Here is a 13,773-nt window from a genome sequence, read left to right on the forward strand (position 1 = left end):
CTATGTCCGGCGGATCAGGGGCGGACGAGCACCTCGAGGCTCCTCCGCTCATCCCTGTCGCGGTAGCCGGCGGGCACACCGGCGAGGTCAGTCACGGCGTCGAAGACCCTGCCCGGCTCGACGGACCCGTCGAGGATGGTCGGCAGCAGCTCGTCGATATGGGCCCGCACGGGAGCTGGCCCGCCCGCCATGCGGACGTTGTGGCGAAAGAGGCCGCCGAGACCGATCGGCGTCCGCCGGGGCGGACGAGGTTCCCCGTTGACCGGGCCGACCTGGACCAGAGCTTCGGCTAACGTCTCCGCTGGCAGCGGGGGCAGTAGTGGCTGGAGCGGTTCATGAACGCCTCGCGCCGGACCGGCGTCCCGCAGCGTGGGCACGGACGACCCTGCTGGCCGTAGACCGCGAGGGAGCGGTCGAAGTAGCCGCTCGCCCCGTTGACGTTGACGTACAGGGCGTCGAAGCTCGTCCCGCCCTGCTCCAGCGCCTCGCGCATCACCTCGGCGGCGTGGTCCAGGACCCGCGCGAGCGTCGGCCTGGTCAGCGAGTCCGTGTCGCGGACGCCGTTGACCCGCGCCCGCCACAGCGCCTCGTCGGCGTAGATGTTGCCGATGCCGCTGACCAGCCGCTGGTCCAGCAGCGCCCGCTTGACCGCCACGTGCCGGGCCTTCATCCGACGGACCACGTCCGCCTGGTCATAGGCCGGCTCGAGGGGGTCCGGGGCGATGTGGGCGATGGACTCCGGTATGCCGAACGCCCGCCCTCCCGCGACGAGCTCGGACCAGGCGAGCCCGCCGAAGGTCCGTTGGTCCACGAAGCGGAGCTGCGGGGCCGGCTCGCCCGACGTCTCGACGAGGTCGAACGTGGCGTGCAGGTGCTTCTCGGCGGGCGCGTCGGGCGGCTCGACGAGCAGCTGGCCACTCATGCCCAGGTGCAGGATCAGCGCGTCCGCCTGCCCCGTCTCGTCCTCGACGACGAGCCAGAGGTACTTGCCGCGGCGCTCGGCGGCCCGGACCAGGCGACCCCGGAGGCGGTCCTCCAGGTCGCGAGGTCCGGGCGCGTGCCGGCGGGCGACCCGAGCGCCACGCAGGCTGACCTCGGCGACGCGTCGCCCGACCACGTGCTCGGCGAGCCCGCGGCGGACCACCTCGACCTCGGGCAGCTCCGGCATACGGCTCGATCAGCCGCGCTCGAGGATCTCCCCCGACGGGGTCCCGTCGAGGTCCGTGGCGACGGAGTCGTCGGCGGTCGGCGAGGTGCCTCGGGCGCTGAGCTCGGTCCAGGCGACCTCGGCAGCCTTCTGCTCGGCCTCCTTCTTGGAGCGCCCCACGCCCTCGCCGAGCACCTCGGTGCCCACCACGGCCTGGGCCGTGAAGACCTTGAGGTGATCGGGTCCTTCGTCGGTGATGGCGTACTCCGGGACGCCGATCCCGAGGGTGGACGTGAGCTCCTGCAAGGAGGTCTTCCAGTCCAGGGCCGCGCCCATGCGCGCGGAGGACGCCATGAGGGGGTCGAGGAGGTGGTGGACGAGCGTCGAGGCCGCCGCCGCGCCGCACGACAGGTAGACGGCGCCGATCACGGCCTCGGTCGTGTCGGCAAGGATGGACGTCTTGTCGCGACCTCCTGTGCTCTCCTCACCGCGACCGAGCAGGAGGTAGGCCCCGAGGTCGAGCCCGCGCGCGACGTCGGCGAGGGCGCGCATGTTGACCACGGCGGCCCGCAGCTTGGCGAGCTGCCCCTCCGCCTCGTCGGGGTGGGTGCGATAGAGCGTATCGGTGACGACGAGCCCCAGCACGGAGTCGCCCAGGAACTCCAGGCGCTCGTTGTGCGGCAGGCCGCCGTGCTCGTAGGCGTAGGACCGGTGGGTCAGGGCGCGCGACAGCAGCGACTCGTCGACGCGCTCTCCGACCACCTGCGCGAGGTGGTCGACGAGGGCGCCGACGGGCCGCTGCTGCGAACCCTCCGGACCGGTCCCGGCGCGTGACGTGGTGCTCATGCGCTCGGCGACCCCGGTCAGCCCTGGAGCTCGGTGCGCTCCGCGGCCGCGTAGTGACGGCCGTTGTAGGAACCGCAGGACGGGCAGGCCATGTGCGGCTGCTTCATCGAGCGGCACTGCGGGCACGCCATGAGGGCGGTCGCCGTGGTGCGCCAGTTCGCGCGACGCGAACGGGTGTTGGAGCGCGACATCTTCCGCTTCGGGACAGCCACGTCAGTTCCTCTTCTCTTCGTTGCTGGTCAGAGCTTGCAGGGCCGACCACCGGGGGTCGAGCACCTCGTGGTGGTGGTCCGGATCGTCCGCCAGGTGCGCTCCGCACTCGGAGCACAGCCCTGGGCAGTCGTCCCGGCACACCGGCTGGAACGGCAGGGTGGGCACCACTGCGTCCCGCAGCACCGGCTCGAGGTCGAGCAGGTCTCCCTCGAGCTCACGCACGTCGTCGTCCTCGTCGTCCGTCGCCACCTGCTCGTGCCGAGCAGCACGCTCGGCGTAGGCGAACAGCTCCTGGAAGGTGGCCTCCACGGGGAGGGTCACCGGGTCCAGGCACCGCACGCAGGCGCCGGTCGCCGTGGTGGTGATGGTGCCGGTCACGAGCACGCCCTCGAGCACGGACTCGTAGCGCACGTCGATCGTCACGGGGGTGTCGGGCGCCACCGCGATGACGTCGGTCCCGAGGTCCTCCGGGGCGTCCACGACGCGCTGCTCGGCGTGCATGGACCCGGGGCGACGACCGAGCTCCCGGGTGTCGAACACCAGGGGCGAGCGGGGGTCGAGTCGGGACATGGCTCCAGTCCGAGCGGTCGAGGATGGTGAACGCACGGTCGTCGAGATCGTGCAGGTCGGTGCTGCCGGCCCGTCGTCGGCGCCCCGGGCGCCGGCACACAGACCGACGCACAAGACTACCGGACGTGGCGGGCTGCCCCAAATGCACCACGGGCCGCCCGGGCGGTCGTCCGGGCGATCGTCCAGGGCTCAGGCGCCTCGCGCCCGCAGCGCCTGCGCCACCGGCTCCGGGACGAGGTCGAGGCCGTAGCCGCCGAGGCGCCATACCTCCTTGACCAGCGAGCTGGACACGTGCTCGAAGGCCGGGTTGCCGGGCAGGAAGACCGTCTCGACCCCGGTGAGGTGCTTGTTCATCAGGGCCATGGGCAGCTCGTAGGCGAAGTCGGTGCCCGACCGCAGGCCCTTGACGATGGCGCCGATCCCGAGCCTCGTGCAGAGGTCCACCAGCAGGCCGTCGGCGTAGGCCCCCACGGACACCCCCTGCAGGTGAGCGACCGACTCCTCGATGAGGCGGACCCGCTCGTCGATGCCGAACATCCCCGAGTCGGCCTTGGCCGGGTTGTAGAGCACCCCGACCACCACCTCGTCGTAGAGACGCGTGGCGCGCTCGACGATGTCGAGGTGGCCCAGGGTCATGGGGTCGTAGGAGCCCGGGCAGATGCAGCGGCGGACCTCGCTCATGGCGTGAAACCTACCGCGTGCTCGGCGTACCACACGGAGGTCTCGCCGTAGCGCTTGTGGTCCACGACGGACAGCCCCTGCGGCCAGCGCGGCTCGGGCGACCGGGAGGACCGCTCGACGACGACGACGGCCTCCGGGGCGAGCCAGTCCCCGTCGACGAGGCGGCCGAGGACGGCCGCCAGGGCCTCCTCGGAGAGGTCGTATGGCGGGTCGACCAGCACCACGTCCAACGGCTCCCCGGCTCGCGGACCCGCGAGCACGCGCTCGACCGTGTCGCGGCGCACGGTCACCTCGCGGAGGCCGAGCTCCCTGGCGTTGCGGGTCGCCACCTGCGCCGCAGACCGGTCGTGCTCGACCAGCAGCACGCTCGCGGCCCCCCGCGAGGCGGCCTCGAGCCCGAGCGCGCCGGACCCGGCATACAGGTCGGCGACGTGAGCGCCGGCCAGGACGTCGAGGTGGGCCAGGCGGGAGTAGACCGCCTCGCGCACGCGGTCGCTCGTGGGGCGGGTGCCACGGCCGGTGGGGGTGCTGAGGCGCCGGCCGCCGACGCTGCCGGCGATGATCCTGGTCACGCGGGCAGCCTACGGTCACCCCCGCTCGAGGTAGGCAGCGCTCTCGTCGTCGAGCGTGTCGGCGAGCCACGCCGCGAGCCGCGGGTGCGCCGCGAGGCCCACGTCGTCCCGCAGCAGGTCCTGGGCGTCCTCCCGGGCCTCGGCGATCAGCTCGACGTCGCGGGGGTCGGCCAGGCGCAGCATCCGGATGCGGCGTCGACGCCCGCTCTGGCTCGCCCCCAGGACGTCGCCCTCGCCGCGCAGTTCGAGGTCATGCTCGGCGAGCGCGAATCCGTCGGTGGTGCCAGCGACGGCCTGCAGCCGCTGCCAGGCGACGGGCACGTCCCCGTCGTCGCCGGTGGGCTCGACCGTGCTCGCGAGGAAGCAGGTGCCCGCGTGCTCACCGCGACCGACCCGGCCGCGCAGCTGGTGGAGCTGGCTGATCCCGAAGCGGTCGGCGTCGAGGACCACCATGACGGTCGCGTTGGGCACGTCGACCCCCACCTCGATGACCGTGGTCGCGACGAGCACGTCGATCTCGCCCGCGGCGAACCTCCGCATGACCGCGTCCTTGTCGTCGCCCGCGAGCCGCCCGTGCAGGAGCCCGAGCCGCACCCCTTCGAGCTGGGGGGTGGCGTGCACGAGCAGGTCGTAGGCCTGCAGGAGGCTCATGGCGTCCGGTCGCCGGGCCCCCGCGCGGGCGTCGGAGCCCTCGTGGCCCCGAGCGCCCAGGTCGTCCTCGGCACCCGCCGCACCCGCCGCACCCTCGACCCCCTCGGGCGGGGCCTCGACGAAGCCGTCCTCGGTCTCCTCGCCGCTCGGGCTGTCGTTGTCACCGATCCGTCCGCACACGACATAGGCCTGCCGCCCGGCGGCCACGGCCTCGGCCACGACCTGCCACATGCGGGCCATCCAGGTGCCGGAGCCCTGATGGACCACGTGGGTCGTGATCGGCGACCGGCCCGCCGGCAGCTCGCGCAGGATCGCGGTCTCCATGTCACCGAAGACCGTCATGGCGACCGAGCGCGGGATCGGCGTCGCCGTCATGACCAGCACGTGCGGTGGCCGGGATGCCTTGGCCCGCAGGGCATCTCGTTGCTCGACGCCGAATCGGTGCTGCTCGTCCACGACCACGAGCCCGAGGTCGGCCAGCTGCACGTGCTCCTGGATCAGCGCGTGCGTGCCGATGACGATGCCGGCCTGCCCGGAGGCCGCCTCGGACAGGGCTCGGCGGCGCGCGTCGGCGCTCATCGACCCGGTGAGCAGCACCACCCGGGTCGCCTCGTCCGCCCCGCCGAGCAGGCCACCCTCGGCGAGCGGGCCCATGATCGCGCGGACCGAGCGCTCGTGCTGGGCGGCGAGCACCTCGGTCGGGGCGAGCAGGGCGGCCTGGCCGCCGGAGTCGACGACCTGCAGCATGGCGCGCAGCGCCACGACCGTCTTGCCGGAGCCCACGTCTCCCTGCAGGAGGCGGTGCATGGGGACGGGCGAGGCCAGGTCGTGGGCGAGCTCCTCGCCGACGACCCGCTGCCCCTCGGTGAGGGGGAAAGGCAGGGCCGCGTCGAACGCGTCGAGCAGGCCACCGCGCCGGCCGGGACGGGCGGTGCCCTCGTCCCGGGCTGCCGTGAGGCGCCGCTGGACGAGGGCCGTCTGCAGCACCAGGGCCTCGTCGTAGCGCAGCCGGGAGCGGGCGGTCGTGAGGTCGCCCCAGGCGCGGGGCTGGTGGATCAGGCGCACCGCCGTCGTCCGGTCGCAGAGCCCGTGGCGGCGGACCAGCTCGTCCGGGACGGGGTCCTCGAGCTCGCCGACCGCGTCGAGCACGATGCCCATCGCCGTCCCGATCTGCCAAGAGGTCAGCCGGTCGACGCTCCGGTAGACGGGCAGGATCTGCTGGTGGCGCACCGAGTCCTGGATGACCTGGTAGTCGGGGTGCGACAGCTGCCAGCGTCCGTTGAAGGTGCCGGCTCGCCCGGAGAACACCGCGAGCGTGCCGGGGGTGAGGTCCTTGGCCGGTCCCCAGTGGCTGAAGAAGGTGAGGTCGATCTCGGTCGTACCGTCCGTCACCGTGGCCCGCAGCAGCTTCTTGCGCGGGTTGGAGCGGACCGGCGCGACGACGGCCTTGAGCACCTCGGCCACCACGACGAGGTGCTCCCCCTCGCGCAGCCGAGCAGTCGAGAGCCGGGCCTCGAGATAGTCCCGGGGGTACCACTCCAGCAGGTCACCGGCCGTGACCAGACCGGCCTTGGCCAGCACGTCAGCGGTGCGCTTGCCCAGCAGGGAGCGCAGGGAACTGCCCGGCCCGGCGCGGTCCGCGCCCTCCCGGTCCACCCAGGTCGTCTCCCCCGGCACCTACTCGACCCCCACCATCAGCAGGTATGCCGCCTGCCCGCCCCTGTGGACGCCCACCTCCACGTCGGGCCACCGGCGCGTGAGGTGCTCGCGCACGGCCGCGACGTCCGCGTCGGGCAGCCCCGCGGTCACGAGGGTGACCAGCTCTCCACCCTGCTCCAGCAGACGGTCCAGCAGCTCGGTCCCGACCGCCGCCGCGGACTGCCCCACCAGGACGATGTCACCCTCGACGATGCCGAGCAGGTCCCCGGTCCGACAGGGTCCTGCCGCCGTCGACGCGTCCCGGGCCGCGCGGGCGATCGCTCCGCTGCGGACCTCCTCCACGGCGGTCCGCATCGCCTCGGCCGCCTCGTGCGCGGGCGCCCCCCGGTCGAGGACCGCCAGGCACGCGAGGCCGGCGACGTCGGACCGGGAGGGCACGACGTGCACCTCGCGACCGGCGGTGGTCAGCTCGTCGGCCGCGCTCGTGGCGGTGAGCAGGACGTCGGGGTCGTTGGGCAGCAGCAGCACGGGACGGTCGGGGTGGTGCTCGACCACGTCCACGATGGCGCCGACGCTGGCCCGAGCGCCGGGGCTGCTCGGCACGACGAGCGCGCCCTCGTCGACGAAGAGCTCGCGCAACCCGCGCCCGTCGGTGCAGACCACGACGAGGGGGCCGTCCTGGGCGGCCAGGGCACCGGTGGCCTCCCGGCTCTCTCGCACGGTCGCGGCCTGGGCGTGCAGGTCGGTCACGGTGACCCCCGAGACGGCACCCGCCTGGTCTGCGGCCCGCAGCACGGCGTCGGGGTCGTCGGCGTGCACGTGCACGCGCGCCAGGTCGCCGTCGACCGCCACCACGACGCTGTCGCCGAGGGCACCGAGCGCGGAGCGCAGGTGGTCCACGGCCGCGGTCGTGGACAGGTGGAGCACCAGCATCACCTCGTGCTGGGGACCGCGGTAGTCCTCCCCCACCTCGGGCCCGTCGTGGGCCTCGCGGGCGAGCGCGGCCAGCCGGTCCGCCTCCGCCGCGGGGTCTGCCTGGTCGCCGTCGCGCGGGTCGTCCACGTCGCTCCCACCGCCGTCGACCACCCGCTTGAGCGCGTCGAGGACCGTGACGAGGCCGGAGGCGCCGGCGTCGACGACCCCGGCGGTCCTCAGGGCGGCGAGCTGGGTGGGGGTGCGGTCCAGCGCCGCCCGCGCCGCGGCCACGGCCGCGTCGACCACGGCGCTGAGGCTGGCCTGCGCCTGACGGGCCCGCGCCTCGGCCGCCTCGGCGGCGCTGCGGGCGACGGTCAGGATCGTGCCCTCGGCGGGGTCCCCGACGCAGGCGTAGGCCAGGTCCGAGGCCCGGCGGAAGGCCTGGGCCACGATGCCGGCGTCGGCGCCGCCGTCATGCGCGGGGCGCTCGACGACGTCGAGCAGGCCCCGGACGAGCTGGCTGACGATGACGCCGGAGTTGCCGCGCGCGCCGAGGACGGCTGCGCGGGCGAAGGCCGTGAGCTCTTCCTCGGGCTCGGCCGCGACCGACCGCTCGACGGCGGAGTCCAGCGTCAGGAACATGTTGGTGCCGGTGTCCCCGTCGGGGACGGGAAAGACGTTGAGCGCGTCGATCTCCTCGCGCCGCTCGGCCAGCGCCGCTCGCGACCGGACGGCCCACAGCCGCAGGGCGTGGCGGTCGAGCACGCTCAGCGGGCCACGCGGGCCACGCGGAGCACCTGGCTCACCGCGCTGCTGCTCACCCATCCGCGCCTCCCTCCGGCTCGACTCCGGCTCGACTCACGCTCGGCTCGCGTCGAGCCTACGCGAGGGCACCGACACACCTGCCAGACCCGTGAGGGCTGCCAGACCCGCGAGCTGCGAGAGCTGCGAGAGCTGCTCGGCCGAGGTCAGCTACGCCAGGTTTGGATCCCACTGCCCCCGTCGGCTACGCTAGAGCGGTTGCCCCACCACCTCCGCGCCGTCGGCGTGCTCGTCGGGGCGCACCCCGACTGTCAACGAATGTAGGAGATCACCGTGGCTGCCAACTGCGATGTCTGCGGCAAGGGACCGTCCTTCGGTCACAGCATCTCGCACTCGCACCGTCGCACCAAGCGCACCTGGACCCCCAACATCCAGCGTGTCAAGGCTCTGGTCGGCGACGCGGGTGTGACCCCCAAGCGTCTCAACGTCTGCACCTCCTGCCTCAAGGCGGGCAAGGTCAAGCGCTGACACCAGCACCGCAACACCGCCGAGGGCGGCTCTCCACGGGAGGGCCGCCCTCGGTGTCGTCGGGGCCGTCCACCGGGCAGGAGGCCGTATGACGTCCGCCTCCCCCTCCCGGGTCGCGGCGGTCGACGTGGCCCGCTGCCTGGCCCTGCTGGGGATCCTGGTGAACCACCTGGTCGGCGGGCTCGCGAGCGCCGTCCTGTGGGACGTGCACGCCGTGCTGTTCGCGGTGCTCGTCGGGGTCGGGGCTCAGCTCGGGTGGTCCGCGCACCGGCGCGGGTCGACGGCTCGGGCCGGTCTCGTGCGCGCGGGCGCCCTCGCCGTCGTGGGGCTGACCCTCGCCGACCTCGGGACCCGGGCCGCGATCGTGCTGGTGCCCCTCGCGGTCGTCACCGTCGTCGTCACCTGGGCCGTTCGGCGCACCACCCGCGTCCTGCTCGGCGTGACGGCCTCCGTCGCTCTGCTGGCACCCCTCGTCGCCCACCTCGGGCGCCGGGGCCTGGCCGGTCGGTGGCTCCCCGACGTGGGGTGGAGCGACCTGCTCGACCCCTCGCACGCCCTGTCCACCGCGGCGTTCGCGACGTCCTACCCCGCGGTGCTCTGGACGGCCTATGGCTTGCTCGGCGTCCTCGCCGCACGGGCCAGCCTGCCCGACGGCAATCGCCCGGCACGGCCCGCCGCGCTGGCCCTGGCCGGGCTCAGCCTGGTGCTCGTCGGACGGGTCGGCAGCATCCTCGCTCTCGTCCTGACCCGTCGCACGGCCCTGCTGGAGGCGGAGCGGCGGGCCGCGGTCGAGGCGTCGAGCCTGCCCGACGACGTCGACCGGCTCACCCTCGTCGGGGCCTATCTGCCGTCGACACCCAGCCTGCTCGTCAGCGGTGGCCTCGCGCTCCTGGTGCTCGCCGGCGTCATCGCCCTGTGCCGGCGGCCCCGGGTCCGGGAGTCGGCCCTTGTGCGCGGTGCCGCGGACCTCGGATCCATGACCCTGTCGGCCTACACCCTGCACGTCCTGCTGCTGCCCGGCACCGAGCGCGTGCTGGAGGCCCACCCGGGGCTGGGACCGTGGTGGCTGTGGGCGGCGCACGTGACGATCATCGCGGTCGTGCTGCTCACCTGGCGGCGCACCCTGCCGAGCCCCCTGTCGTCCGGGCCGCTGGAGTGGGCCACCCGACGGGCGGTCGCCGCCGTCACCCCGCGAAGTGGTCGAAGCCCTGCCCCTGGACCGCCACGCCGTCCAGCGTGACCCGCGGCAGGGCATCGTCCGCCTCGACGACCCGCCCGATCGGCCGCCACCGCACCGGCCCCGCCTCGTCGGGCGACACGGCGGCCGCGCCGGGCGGGAAGGTCGCGATCAACGAGTGTTCCTCCCCCCCGGTGAGGACCTGCTGCCACGCCACGTCGAGCGGGATGCTCGCCGCGAGGCCCGCGACCACGTCGAGCAGCCCGGCGCGGCCCAGGTCGATGCGCACCCCTGAGGCGCGCGCGATCCGCCCGGCGTCGCGCACCAGCCCGTCGGAGACGTCCATCATGGCCGTGGCCCCGGCAGCGGCGGCGTCGCGCCCGGCCCCGACGTCGGTCGTGGGCACGAGGTGGTCCCGGACGAGCCTCGACGCCCCGGTCCCCGGCTCAAGGCCCTCCCCCTGCTCGAGCAGCCACCACCCCGCTCCGGAGCGTCCGAGGCTGCCGTGGACGGCCAGCACGTCGCCGACCCGGGCGCCCGACCTCAGCACGGGGTCACGGCCCTCCAGGTCGCCGAGCGCCGTGATCGAGACCATCACCACGCCGTCGGGCGCGCCCGAGAGGTCACCACCGACGACGCTCACGGCATACCGCTCGGCCTGGGAGCCGACCCCCCGGGCGAACTCGACCGCCCACGACTCGGGCAGGTCGCGGTGCGCCGCGAGCGTGACCAGCAGACCGGTGGGGCGGGCGCCCATGGCGGCGAGGTCGGCGACGTTCTGCGTCACGAGCTTGGCGCCGACCTCGGCCGGTGCGGACCACTCGTCGCGCCAGTCGTGGCCCAGCACCATCGTGTCCGTCGTCGCCACCACCGACCCCGACGCGGCCCGCACCACGGCCGCGTCGTCCCCGGGCGGGACCAGCACGTCCTCGCCCTGGGCGAAGTGCGGGAAGATCCGCGCGAGCAGCTCCTCCTCCGACAGGTCCCGCAGGCGCGGCCCGTCCCCGGCGTGGGCTTGTGACATGCGGACCTCCAGTGCGAGCCTTCGGGAGCGACACGCTACCGTGGTCGCGACGCGGCACCGCCCTTGGTCCCGCACCCGCCGCAGCGACGCGGCGGCAGCCCAGAACGAGTGGAGGATTCGATGGTCCAGGCCTACATCCTGATCCAGTCCGAGGTCGGCAAGTCGTCCCAGGTGTCCGAGTCCGTCGGTGCGATCGACGGGGTCGTCAAGGCCGAGGAGGTCACCGGACCCTACGACGTGATCGCCCGCGTGGAGGCGGACAACGTCAACGAGCTGGGCCAGCTCGTCATCGCCAAGATCCAGGACATCCAGGGCATCACCCGCACGCTGACCTGCACCGTCGTCCACGGCTGAGCAGGAGACCGTGCAGGGTCTGCTCGACCGGCGCATCCTCGTCACGGCCACCGTCTGCGCACTCGCGGCGGTGGCCGTGACGCTGCTCCTGCTCCGTCCGCGTCCGGTCGAGGTGGCCGCCGGCCCCGCCGACACCTCGAGCGCCTGCGTGGCGGCAAGGGCGCACTGGCCCACCTCCGTCGCGGGCGAGCCGCGACGGGACGACCTGGTCGGCGCCGAGAGCGCGGCGGCCTGGGGGTCCCCGGCGATCATCGCGCGCTGCGGCCTGGCGCCCCAGCCGCCCAGCACCGACCAGTGCATCGACGTCAGCGGGACCGACTGGGTCGTGCAGCGGCTGACGGACGGGACGCGGCTGACGTCATACGGCACCGACCCCGCCATCGAGGTGCTCGTGCCCGAGCGCTACGCCCCCGCGCCCCTGCGGGTCGGCGCCTTCGCCGACGCCGTGAGATCTCTCCCCTCGACCGGCCGACGCTGCACCTGAACCAGGGGCACACTGGGTCGCATGACCGACTCTCCAGGCACCGCCGCTCCGGCAGAGCACAAGGGCGGCGAGAGCCTGCTCACCGTCCTCGTCGCCCTGGGCGCCAACGCGCTGATCGCCGTCGCCAAGACCGTCGTCGCCGTGATCACCGGGTCGGCGTCGATGGTGGCCGAGGCCGCGCACTCGTGGGCCGACGCGGGCAACGAGATCTTCCTCCTGCTCGCCGAGCGCAAGTCGGGACGCCCCCGGGACCGCTCGCACCCGCTCGGCTACGGCCGCGAGGCCTACGTCTGGTCGATGTTCGCGGCGTTCGGCCTGTTCACCGCCGGCTCGATCGTCTCCATCTGGCACGGCATCACGTCCCTGACCTCCGAGGAGGCCGAGACCGACTACCTCCTCGCGTATGCCGTGCTGGCCGTCGCCTTCGTGCTGGAGGGCATCTCCTGGCTGCAGGCCATGCGCCAGACGCGGCGCGAGGCCCGCGAACGCGGCCTGTCGCCGGCGCGCTACGTATGGCGCACGTCCAACCCGACGCTGCGGGCCGTGGTGGCGGAGGACAGCGCCGCGCTGATCGGCATCGTGCTGGCCACGCTCGGGATCGTGCTGCACGAGCTCACCGGCGACCCCGTGTGGGACGCGGTCGGCTCGATCCTCGTCGGCATCCTGCTCGGGATCGTCGCCTGCTTCCTGATCGACCGCAACCGCGACTTCCTCACCGGCCAGGCGGTGTCGCCGGACCTCCGTCGCAAGGCGCTCGCCGCGCTGCTGGGCCACGCCGAGATCGAGCGGGTGACCTATCTCCACCTCGAGTGGGTGGGCCCGGACAAGGTCTTCATGGTGGCGGCGGTCGACCTCACGGGCGATGCCCCCGAGCACGACCTCGCCGTGACCCTGGACCGGCTGGGCGACGAGCTGCGGACCCACGAGATGGTCGAGGAGGCCGTCCTCACCCTCGCCACGCCGGACCGGCCCTCGATCGTGCTGGACTGACGCCTCCCCCTGTTGGACCGACGCCTCCCCGTGTTGGCCTGGCGGTCGTCCCCGGGACGCCCGACCGTCATTTGAGGGGAGGAGCATGCGGGGTCTCGACCCGACTCCCCCGGAGGTCCGCCATGCGCACCCGTCACGCCCTCGCCGGTCTCGGCGCCCTCGCCCTGTGCCTGTCCGCGAGCGCCCCCGCCCTCGCCGGGCAGGGCACCGACGGCCGCGGCCCGGGCCACGACGGCCCCGGCAGGGGCAGGGGCCAGGGCAGCGACAAGGCCTACACCTTCGCCGTCATCGGCGACACCCCTTACGGCGCAGCCAAGATCGCGCGCTTCCCACACGACGTGGACACGATCAACGCCGACCCCGACGTCCGGCTGGTGATCCACGTCGGTGACATCAAGAACGGCTCGACCGTCTGCTCCGACGAGTACTTCCACTTCGTCCGCGGCCAGCTCGACCGGTTCGAGGACCCCCTCGTCTACACCCCCGGCGACAACGAGTGGACCGACTGCCACCGCCCCAACAACGGCGCCTACGACCCGCTCGAGCGGCTCGCCGCCGTGCGCGCCACCTTCTACCCCCAGCCCGGCCGCACGTTGGGCAAGCACCCCCTCGTCGTCAACCCGCAGACCGAGATCGGCTTCCCCGAGAACGTCTCGTGGTCTCGCGCGGGCGTGGAGTTCGCCACTGCCCACGTGGTCGGCTCCAACAACGGCTTCGCCCCCTGGACCGGCAAGACCGCGGCCACCCCGCAGCAGCTGGCGGAGGCCGTGGACCGCACCGCCGCCGCGGTGACCCAGATCCGCGAGGCCTACGCCGAGGCGCGCCGCACCCGCGCCAAGGCCGTCGTCATCGCCATCCAGGCCGACATGTTCGACGGCACGTACGACGGCTGGTCCCTCGACCAGAACTCCGCGTTCATCCCCGTCATCAAGGCGCTCACCGACGAGTCCAACCGGTTCGAGGGCGCCAGCTACCTGCTCGACGGCGACTCGCACAAGTACAACGACGATCACCCGCTGGCCCCCGGTTCGGTGTGGCTGCAGCGCTACGGCCTGACCACCCCGGCCCCCCGGCTGCACCGCATCACGGTCGACGGGTCGGACGCCGCGGACGACTACCTCAAGGTCACGGTGGACCCCAAGGCCAAGAAGGGCTCCCAGGACGTCCTGTCCTACGTGCGGGTGCCGCTCGGCTGAGGCG

At 73.7% G+C, this 13,773-nt stretch carries 16 protein-coding genes; 6 read left to right on the forward strand and 10 right to left on the reverse strand.

Annotated features, from left to right (window positions below; all coding sequences use genetic code 11):
• Nucleotides 1-14: 14 nt before the first annotated feature.
• The 9 genes from GGG17_RS09155 to GGG17_RS09195 form a co-directional block, all read right to left on the reverse strand.
• On the reverse strand, nucleotides 15-191 hold the full coding sequence (locus GGG17_RS09155) for a hypothetical protein (RefSeq protein ID WP_230082849.1): 177 nt from the start codon (nucleotides 189-191) through the stop codon (nucleotides 15-17).
• Between the two features lie 98 nt (nucleotides 192-289).
• A complete protein-coding gene (mutM, locus tag GGG17_RS09160) occupies nucleotides 290-1,168 on the reverse strand; it encodes a bifunctional DNA-formamidopyrimidine glycosylase/DNA-(apurinic or apyrimidinic site) lyase (RefSeq protein ID WP_154593418.1) in 879 nt (292 codons plus the stop codon).
• Between the two features lie 9 nt (nucleotides 1,169-1,177).
• Complete coding sequence (gene rnc, locus GGG17_RS09165) at nucleotides 1,178-1,993, reverse strand: ribonuclease III (RefSeq protein WP_154593419.1); 816 nt, start codon at nucleotides 1,991-1,993, stop codon at nucleotides 1,178-1,180.
• Nucleotides 1,994-2,010: 17 nt separating this feature from the next.
• On the reverse strand, nucleotides 2,011-2,205 hold the full coding sequence (gene rpmF, locus GGG17_RS09170; protein ID WP_288798879.1) for a 50S ribosomal protein L32: 195 nt from the start codon (nucleotides 2,203-2,205) through the stop codon (nucleotides 2,011-2,013).
• A 1-nt stretch (nucleotide 2,206) separates the two neighbouring features.
• On the reverse strand, nucleotides 2,207-2,776 hold the full coding sequence (locus GGG17_RS09175; RefSeq protein ID WP_154593420.1) for a YceD family protein: 570 nt from the start codon (nucleotides 2,774-2,776) through the stop codon (nucleotides 2,207-2,209).
• Nucleotides 2,777-2,965: 189 nt separating this feature from the next.
• On the reverse strand, nucleotides 2,966-3,457 hold the full coding sequence (gene coaD / locus GGG17_RS09180) for a pantetheine-phosphate adenylyltransferase (protein WP_154593421.1): 492 nt from the start codon (nucleotides 3,455-3,457) through the stop codon (nucleotides 2,966-2,968).
• Nucleotides 3,454-4,029 (reverse strand): 16S rRNA (guanine(966)-N(2))-methyltransferase RsmD, encoded by a 576-nt coding sequence (rsmD, locus tag GGG17_RS09185; protein WP_311966556.1) that lies wholly within the window; start codon nucleotides 4,027-4,029, stop codon nucleotides 3,454-3,456. The genes coaD and rsmD overlap by 4 nt, the downstream gene beginning before the upstream one ends.
• Nucleotides 4,030-4,044: 15 nt before the next feature.
• Nucleotides 4,045-6,357, reverse strand: coding sequence for an ATP-dependent DNA helicase RecG (locus tag GGG17_RS09190; RefSeq protein WP_311966557.1), 2,313 nt, complete (start codon nucleotides 6,355-6,357; stop codon nucleotides 4,045-4,047).
• Nucleotides 6,358-8,079: a fatty acid kinase ATP-binding subunit FakA gene (locus GGG17_RS09195; protein ID WP_154593422.1), complete on the reverse strand. Its 1,722-nt coding sequence runs from the start codon at nucleotides 8,077-8,079 to the stop codon at nucleotides 6,358-6,360.
• 270 nt (nucleotides 8,080-8,349) lie between these two features.
• Here GGG17_RS09195 and rpmB point away from each other — a divergent pair, with 270 nt between their 5' ends.
• Nucleotides 8,350-8,544 (forward strand): 50S ribosomal protein L28, encoded by a 195-nt coding sequence (gene rpmB, locus GGG17_RS09200; RefSeq protein WP_019287942.1) that lies wholly within the window; start codon nucleotides 8,350-8,352, stop codon nucleotides 8,542-8,544.
• Between the two features lie 88 nt (nucleotides 8,545-8,632).
• On the forward strand, nucleotides 8,633-9,784 hold the full coding sequence (locus GGG17_RS09205; RefSeq protein ID WP_154593423.1) for a DUF418 domain-containing protein: 1,152 nt from the start codon (nucleotides 8,633-8,635) through the stop codon (nucleotides 9,782-9,784).
• Here the strand turns inward: GGG17_RS09205 and thiL are convergent.
• Entirely contained in the window at nucleotides 9,729-10,745 is a 1,017-nt protein-coding gene (gene thiL / locus GGG17_RS09210; protein ID WP_154593424.1) for a thiamine-phosphate kinase, read from the reverse strand. The genes GGG17_RS09205 and thiL overlap by 56 nt on opposite strands.
• A gap of 120 nt (nucleotides 10,746-10,865) precedes the next feature.
• Here thiL and GGG17_RS09215 point away from each other — a divergent pair, with 120 nt between their 5' ends.
• From GGG17_RS09215 to GGG17_RS09230, 4 genes are all read left to right on the forward strand, one after another.
• Nucleotides 10,866-11,099: an Lrp/AsnC family transcriptional regulator gene (locus GGG17_RS09215; protein ID WP_154593425.1), complete on the forward strand. Its 234-nt coding sequence runs from the start codon at nucleotides 10,866-10,868 to the stop codon at nucleotides 11,097-11,099.
• Between the two features lie 10 nt (nucleotides 11,100-11,109).
• Nucleotides 11,110-11,583: a DUF3515 family protein gene (locus GGG17_RS09220; RefSeq protein ID WP_288798267.1), complete on the forward strand. Its 474-nt coding sequence runs from the start codon at nucleotides 11,110-11,112 to the stop codon at nucleotides 11,581-11,583.
• A gap of 21 nt (nucleotides 11,584-11,604) precedes the next feature.
• Nucleotides 11,605-12,573: a cation diffusion facilitator family transporter gene (locus GGG17_RS09225; RefSeq protein WP_154593426.1), complete on the forward strand. Its 969-nt coding sequence runs from the start codon at nucleotides 11,605-11,607 to the stop codon at nucleotides 12,571-12,573.
• A gap of 122 nt (nucleotides 12,574-12,695) precedes the next feature.
• Nucleotides 12,696-13,769 (forward strand): metallophosphoesterase family protein, encoded by a 1,074-nt coding sequence (locus GGG17_RS09230; protein WP_154593427.1) that lies wholly within the window; start codon nucleotides 12,696-12,698, stop codon nucleotides 13,767-13,769.
• Nucleotides 13,770-13,773: the final 4 nt, after the last annotated feature.

The organism is Arsenicicoccus cauae (assembly GCF_009707125.1).
Classification (GTDB): domain Bacteria; phylum Actinomycetota; class Actinomycetes; order Actinomycetales; family Dermatophilaceae; genus Arsenicicoccus; species Arsenicicoccus cauae.